This window comes from Candidatus Jidaibacter acanthamoeba, from assembly GCF_000815465.1.
Taxonomy (GTDB): Bacteria; Pseudomonadota; Alphaproteobacteria; order Rickettsiales; family Midichloriaceae; genus Jidaibacter; species Jidaibacter acanthamoebae.
Map to the genome: position 1 here is coordinate 1 of NZ_JSWE01000112.1, position 5028 is coordinate 5028.

At 28.8% G+C, this 5028-nt stretch carries 1 protein-coding gene; it reads right to left on the minus strand.

Translation table 11 applies throughout. The features are described 5' to 3' along the window. Positions 1-22: 22 nt before the first annotated feature. Complete coding sequence (locus NF27_RS05375) at positions 23-4696, minus strand: hypothetical protein (RefSeq protein ID WP_039456737.1); 4674 nt, start codon at positions 4694-4696, stop codon at positions 23-25. Positions 4697-5028 lie beyond the last annotated feature (332 nt).

Sequence of the window (5028 nt, forward strand, 5' to 3'; positions counted from 1 at the left end):
AGTTATTTGCTTCTACCAACATCTATCTCCAATTTCTATTCTTTGCAACACAACCAGAATTTTTGTCTGGATATCTAAATTCTATATATAGAAAAGCAATTATAGGAAACATATGAATACGTGGGAAAGCACCTGAATTAGTTATATGCAAGCATATTTCTTCAGTGCTCATGCCCTCTAATTTATTTACATCACTTAGTGCAGAGTTAAAAGACTGCTCAATACTTTGTAAGTGATTTGCATTAATATTTAGTTGAGTGCTATAAGAGTTAGCTATATAATTTAATAGGCGTGTTTTCCCAATTCCATTTTTGCCAATTAATACTGCTAAGTTAGGTATAGACCACTCTAACCCTTTTTTAAAAGGGGGATAATACTCTTGTAGCTTAATATGGTAAAAACTATCTATTTCTGAGACCTTATCTAATGCTTTTTCAGGAGCGTTATTTCTGAAAACAAATTCTATTGAGTTAAATGCTGACATTAGTTTATCAATAAGTCGCTCATAGTTATATAATACTAAGTACTCGTTTTCTATATAGTACTCTATAGCTGAATATATTATTTTTAAATGATCTTTATATTCCTCATTTAAGTAGGCTTCTTGTTCTAAATTGTCTAATAATACTTGTATAACTTCATAAAAACATGATAAATAGAATTCTAAATATAAAGTAATCTCTGAAGTTTCAAAAAGGTTTTCGGGCAATCTTTTATATATCTCATCTATCTTTGTTCTTAAATGTCTAAGTAATAATATATAACTCTCATTATCTTCTAACTTATCTTTCTGGGAATTATGATAATCAAATAGTAAATTATATTGTGTACCGGCTTGCTCTGTTAATGAATCGGGAGCTGACTTTATATAATTAAATTGTTTAAATGAATTTATTATATTTGTGAGCTTTCTCACACCTTCAGGTATTAACTCAATTTCTAATTTTTTTAAATTAATAAGTAATTCTATATTGATTCTTGAAAGATAATGGTTCATAACCCTGCTATCAAATGTAACAGGCATAATATTTATATGACTTACCTTTTCTGTTATTTCATCAAAAGCCGCCGTTTGTAAAAGAAGCTCATGATGAAACCCTTGTCTGCTGTATTCTTTAAAAACCCGGTAAAAAGCATTATTTTCTAGAGCCTTTTTAATTCTATCTGAGAGCTTACTGTTTATAATTTGATAGCCTAATGAGAAAGTCCCATGTAAAGTACCATAATATTCTTGTTTTTTATCCCAGAAATCTTTGTCACTTAATGTTGGGATGGATTCTAAACTACTATATAATTTACCTAAGTAAAAATAATCTAAATGCCACTCCACAAAACATTTGAATTTCGCATCTTTAATATCCTGTAAGCAATTCTCAGTATCTTCTATCTTTGAAGTAATACTAATAAATTCATAGCCAAATATATTTATTAGTTGATTTAATATTTCGAATATTTGGTTATAGTGTTGATATATATGCCTTAAATCAAAATCAGGTGATTTATATTCAGGCATATATGTGACACCTTGCGCATTTGTGGTATACATAGGATTATGAGTGCTAAACTTAGAAAAATCTTCCGGTTCTTCTAATATCTCATTTTCTATACCCTCAACTTGAGTGTTTTCAAATAAATGTTCATTATCTTCGCTATTTATTATATAATTGCTTAACTTAATAAGGTCATAATATTTTGAGAAAATGATTTTCAATTCAGCTATGCATGGATTATTAATTGAAGATGTATAGTCATTTACTAACTTAGCACTTAAGCCTAAGCTTAAAAAAATAACGCTTAATAATTCATTTTTCGCACTTAACTTGGTGTTTCTAATATTCTTTTTTAATAAAGAGTTAATTAAGATTTTGCTCTTTTGAAGATGATTATTAAATTTATCTAGGTTAAAATCTATAGGAGTTGAACTATAGTATGCAGTATTTATCTTTAATATTTTTTTTAGAATATCTTTACAATGCTTAGATGAATTCTCGCCATAGTTATTTATAATTCTCTCAAATTCCCTTTCAAAAAGATTGTCTATAAAACTTATAAGTTTAGATTCCTTTTTCTTATCTCCATTATTATCCCTAACAAAACTTCTATAACTTATTTCTTGTATTGGAGGATGTCTTTCAGAACTTCTAATTAAACTTTTTTGACTAATTTCTGTTTCAAATATGTCTTTTCCTAATAGCTCCACTCCTCGTTCTGTTATTTTAGCACCAACTTCAATATCGCTTTGCTTATTTATCCTGCTATTCTCAGGAAGTTGCAGTCTTAACCCTTCTATATATTCTTTAATAATATTGTCTAAGGTATTATCCATTTCTACTTGTAACTTTAACTCATTTCCTTCTATTTTAAAAAGTACATCAAACAAGCTAACTTGAAACGTAGGTAGGATTATCTTTTTAAATTTCTCAACAATATCGTCATTATTTCTTATGAACTCTAGTAATTTCGCTTCAAGTGAAGAATTTTCTTTTATGCTATTCTCCATTTGGATGATTAAGTCATTTCTTTTAATTTCTTCAACTTGCTCTATTACAGCTAGAAAGTATTTTTTGATTTCTTCATAATTATTATGTAATATGGTCTCTTTTTCTGTATAAGCTCTATTTTCCCACTGTCTTAATTTAAAAATCTCATTATTTACTTCATTCAAATGTTGTAACCTTATTGTTTTCGCCCCAGCTAAATAAAGTTGGGAAATCTTTTCAGCTATATTACCATCAATAATTCCTTTACCATTCTCTGCGCTGATAACCCCACATGAAGTACTATCATTCTGTTGTTGTGAGTAGTAATTATCTTTATTAATAACGGTTAAAATATTTGAATCAAAAACTTCTCTCGAAATTTTTTCAAATCCCTCTCTTGCACTCTTATTAACCTTTGTACCACCATGAGCAGGTGCAGGATTATATATCATAACTAAAGCATTTATAAGTATTCCTTTTTCATCAAATTCCAACTTTAATGTGCCCAAACACCAGTGATTAGGGGTAATATGATAAGGAAGCTGTATAATATGTTTTCGAATTTTTTCTTTAGAGTTGTCTTTATTCCATTCTTCGATTTGCTCTAAGGCTAATTTCATATTGTCTGTTATAGCATTATATTTGCCAACTTTATTATCTTGAGAAATATGATCTACACTACTACAAAATGAAATTGAATATTGCTCGCTTCCAGGCGCTTTATATAAAGAACTATTATTTTTATTAATTAAAATTCCTGCATTACGGACAAGGCTCATAGACCATAAATTTACAAATAAGCTATTTACCATTCCATCTTGGACACCATGAGTACTTTTCCCACAAAAATAACTTAATCCTTTCTTTTCTATGTAACTATCCCAAACCTTTACCATCATTGATTCATCATAGAGAGCATCTAGATTTACATCGTTTTCTGTATAATTTCTCCTTAGCGGCTGTAATTCTGTACTGCTTATACTTTTAGCCTCTAAAGGGCCTCCCTTTATATATTTATCATCTTTTAGTATTCGTTTTTCATCTTCGTCGGCTACCCTCTGAGCTGTTTGTGATTGTATAGTAGTAAGTTGATCTGATACCTCTTCATCAGGAATACTTGATATACTTGCTGTTGAAGCTTCTTCCTCCTCTCTTTCAGAGCCATAATCAGATTCTTCCTCCTTCTCATTACCGCTAAAATACTCTTCACTATCTCCACTTAGAGATAAAATTTCTCGCTTTTCAAGTGCTTCATTTCTTGTAATTTGCTTTTGTTTCTGTTCTATCTTTTTTTCTTCTAACCTTTTATATCTTTTTGATAAAATAAGTTTTTCTAAAGAGATTTTATTACCTTCCTTATCCCCTAAACATAATATATTAATTAAAACTTCTAAATCTTCTTCAAGGCACTTTTCCAGTAATGTATTTTGATCTACTATACTTAAATTTTTTAACCTCGGATGGTTTATTAGTATGTCAAAGTGCTGTTGTCTTATAGTAGTAATTCCCTCTCTATACTGCTCTACATCTTTACTTAACAAATCTCTTAATGTTTTTGGTAATAGTAATGTTTTTGATATATCAATACCCCTATATTGAAGGCCTTTCTTCTCCTCTAATCCTAAATCGCTTAATAAGCATTCAGATACTTTCTCAAGTGGTAAGGAATATATGTATCTCATAAGTTCTAAACATATAGGTCCGCAGGATATTAAACCTTCTTTATCTTTTTGAATAATAGTATTAGAAAGATAAACCTCTAACTGTAGAGTGTTAGTTATATCTAGTAAGATATCGTAAAAGTCTGTATGTCTAGTAGCACCAATAGGATTAATTATCAGTAGCTTATTTTTATTTAAAATTCCAAATATATAGTGATTTTGACCTACACCAGGTTCTCTTGCAATAAAATAAGCTGGTTTTCCTAAATCATTTCTAAGTATATTAAGCTGGGTAAATTCTAATTTAAAATTATCAACAGAAGTGATATCAGAAAATATGTATTTAAGTATTTCTGTTTTTCTCTCTTCTATATGAGTTAGATATAATATAGTATTTGTGGAATACCATACATTATAATTTCTTTGGTCTTCTGCTTGACTTTCACCAACAAAATGCTTTACTGCTTTATTCTTATCATTCTCATGTAATTTTTTTATTTTACTGCATTCTTGAGTTAAAGAACTTGGATCTTTTGATAAATCAGCTGCTTTCATTTTCGTAAAAAGTAATTAAACATATAATTTTAAGCAATGTTTTATAGCTTGAAAACAAGCAACCACTCTTTTACTAATAATAAAAGCTTATTCTTTACCTTTAATTATATATTTGAAGCTAACCTATAGTTTTATATATAGTTTTTTGTATAGATTTTTTCTTTAAGGTAATGTTTCTAAATTATACAAATAATATTAACTTTTTCCAAACAACATCTCAGAGTAATTATGCACTTCATCTTCCGAAGGCTGAGTGTATCTAAATATCTCCCTGATAGATACATTACCACTCATCTTCTGCGCTATGTGCACATCATACTTATCTGCTATTC

Excerpts from the sequence above, each read along its gene's own strand:
- NF27_RS05375 (WP_039456737.1), bottom strand. The coding sequence starts at position 4,696 with ATGAAAGCAGCTGATTTATCAAAAGATCCAAGTTCTTTAACTCAAGAA.